General features: G+C 37.9%; 2 protein-coding genes and 1 pseudogene. All 3 read left to right on the top strand.

From position 1 onward, the window contains the following. Window positions 1–414: 414 nt before the first annotated feature. The gene (locus B4J23_RS07230; RefSeq protein ID WP_017385290.1) at window positions 415–1,404 is read left to right on the top strand and encodes an isopenicillin N synthase family dioxygenase; all 990 of its coding nucleotides are present in this window, start codon (window positions 415–417) and stop codon (window positions 1,402–1,404) included. Window positions 1,405–1,430: 26 nt separating this feature from the next. Further along, window positions 1,431–2,507 carry a hypothetical protein gene (locus B4J23_RS07225; protein WP_035270141.1) on the top strand — a complete coding sequence of 359 codons (1,077 nt, stop codon included), beginning with the start codon at window positions 1,431–1,433 and terminating at the stop codon, window positions 2,505–2,507. Beyond that, window positions 2,504–3,170: pseudogene (locus tag B4J23_RS07220) on the top strand (BMP family ABC transporter substrate-binding protein); the annotation flags it as partial. The gene B4J23_RS07225 and the pseudogene B4J23_RS07220, both read left to right, overlap by 4 nt.

Genomic DNA, 3,170 nt, shown 5'->3' with positions numbered 1-3,170 from the left:
TCCAGTCATTTGGGTCAAATTGACTACATTGTGGCTGAGTGAATAAATTGAGAACTGGTATTGCATTCATTTTAGCGCTGCCCCTCTTATAAGTTATTGATTAATTCAAACTTCTTAGCATTGCTTCATCATGACTTTTTCTTTTCTATCTGTCTATTAAAGACTTTAGGAATGGTATTTCTAATTTTTAGAACACTTTTCTTATTATTGTTCTTCTTATCTAAACTTAACGAATAACTAGCATTTTATAACTCATCACAATTCTTAATTGATGCTGAATTACTTGGACTCCTATTACTACTCTGACTTTATTTAGTGTTGCCTTTTTGGCAACGAGTTGAGCGAGATTCTCTGCTATACACGGAATTAAATTGTCATTAAGTTGATAACAACAAAGTTCAAAGAGCCACAAAAATGTTGATATACACACCACCTTCTACGGCTAAGAGTATTCCAGTAATCGACTTAAGCGACAGTTTTTCCGATAACCTAGAAAAACGGAAATCTGTTGCGTGGGAAATCCATAAAGCATGCAGAACAACAGGTTTCTTCTATATTAAAAATCATGGTATCGCTTCTGAAGTTCTCCAAAAACAATTAGACATTGCAAAACAGTTTTTTGACCTTCCGATTGAAAAGAAACTAGAAATTGATTTCAAAAACTCCAAATGCCTTCGTGGCTATGAACTAATGGCAGCTCAAACACTTGATGAAGGCTCTCCTCCTGACTTAAAAGAAGGGTTCATGTCAGGGAAAAATCTAGATTCAAGTCACCCATATGTCCAAAAAGGCTATCCACAACATGGGCAGAATCAGTGGCCTGAAGATCTTCCTGAAATGAAGACCCAGACCGAAACCTATATTCAACAGACTTTAAAACTGGGTAAGCATCTAGCTGGCCTATTGGCACTTTCTCTTGGGCTTGAAGAAAACTACTTCGAGGCAGGCTATGATGAAACTGTCATTATTACCCGTATGCTTCACTATCCTCCTCAATCTGAAAAAATTGTAAACAATCAGCTAGGGTCCGGTGCGCACACTGATTGGGGGTTACTGACGCTCTTATTGCAAGATGAAGTAGGTGGACTAGAAGTACGCAATAGTGAGGGTGAATGGATACGTGCACCTCACATACCAGATACTTTTATCGTAAACCTCGGTGATTTAGTCCAATTCATGACTAATGGACTCTACCTCTCAAATATGCACCGTGTTTTCAATAGTAAAGCAGGTGTCTCACGTTATTCGGTTCCAACCTTCTTTGACTTGGATTACGAATACAAAATCAAAACGCTGCAAAATTTAGGTGATCAATTTAAGGCTGAACCTAAAGAAATGACTGTAGGTGAATACATAGCCTATATGTATCAAAAAACTTACGCATCGAAAAAAGAAGCCGTTTAATTTATTCAACAGTTGGTATCAAAATTATGAAAAAAATGTTTCCCCTAGGTTGTGCTGGTTTAGGCATTCAAAACTCATCAAAAGAACGACCAGTAAGCCTGAATGAGCCTACTATTCTCGAACAGTTCGAAATGCTAAAAGCTGCGGAGGTCTTTGATTTTCTGGATCGTATCCCTCTTGAAGATAGTCAAATAGATGCTTACATCAAGGCAAGTCAGAAAACAAATATTCCAATTTATTCTGGTTGTGGCTTATATGTCATTGGCAAGGATGAGGATGCATTCAAACAGGATATTAATCGTAGTGCCGCTGTAGGGGCCAAATTCCACAATATGATGATTTGGGCAAAACATGCAGATGGTCATTATGTAACGAACGAAGAAGTTGCTAAAACTTATATCGATTTCTACACCTACGCTCAAAGTAAAGGAATAACGGTTACCTTAGAGTGCCACGTTGATAACTGGTCTGAAGATTATCGTCGAGTAATTCCGGTGGCAGATCTTATAGAAAAAGAAGGTGTGCCGTTTGAGTTTGCAATGGATTACAGCCATTGTATTTTTAAAATTGAAAATGAAATTGAGCTTGCTGTATCACAAATGCGTGATGATCCTGAAGCTATCAGAAAGTTAGATCCTTTTAATAATGATAGTTTTGCAGATGATTGGCTGAATCGAAATTTAGTTACATGGGGGCAGATCCGTCCTGCAGTCCCGAATAATCCAGTTAACTGGTTAGCATTTGAAACAGGACCATATAATGGCTTAGGAACAAATCGTCCTGGCCGAGGAATTCAGTATCCATTTAATCAACCTACGGAAGGTGAATGGCATACAGACTTCTGGCATGCATATAAGCTTGCACCAACCAAAGAAGTCATTCGTAAAATCATTGATAGCTACTTGAACAATCCAAATTCTAAAGTTCAACTTATGACTGTTGATAATATCAATTTAGAGTCGTATGGTTTAAATTGGAAATACAACATGTTTGCCGACAGTTGCAGTGTTGCCCATTATATTCGTGAGATTTATGAGGAGCGACTGGCAATATTTATGGCAAAACAAAATTCAACTGATACTCTTCAAAGAGAATCAGCATGAATAACCTACTTAATTTAAAAAATATTTTCGTAAATGCCAGTCTTTTAGGACTTTTACTCATCAGTGGGGCCAATCCAGCATTGGCCGCTGATCAAGCGGCTTTTGTCTATGTCGCTCATAAAAACGATTATGGTTGGTCTTATTCACACGATATAGGTCGTCTGAAAGCAGAAAAGTCCTTACAGGGTAAATTTCAGACCTCTTATATCGAGAATATTCTAGATAATGCCGACTCTGAACGTACATTTCGGAGACTCGCACAACAAGGAAATAAGGTTATATTTGCTACTACCTTCGGGTATATGAATGCCATTGAAAAGGTAGCTAAACAGTTCCCGAACACCATTTTTATGCATGCGAACGGATATAAAACTGCAAAAAATGTGGGAGTCTATGATATCCGAACCTATGAAGGCTCTTACTTGCAAGGGGTATTGGCAGGCTATAAGACTAAAAGTAATGTTTGGGTGTTGTAGCACCATTCCCAATTCCTGAAGTCATTAGAGACATCAATGCCTATACACTTGGGGCTCAATCTGTAAATCCAAAAATTAAGACCAAGATAGTCTGGATTAACACTTGGTTTGATTTAGGAAAAGAGCATGAGGCTGCACTTGCATTAATATCGCAAAATGCTGATATATTATCACAAGTCACCAACTC

The sequence above is a fragment of the Acinetobacter sp. UBA3025 genome (assembly GCF_002367915.1).
Lineage (GTDB): Bacteria > Pseudomonadota > Gammaproteobacteria > Pseudomonadales > Moraxellaceae > Acinetobacter.
Note: the sequence above shows the minus strand (reverse complement) of the source record. Positions and strands in the feature narration are given on the sequence as shown.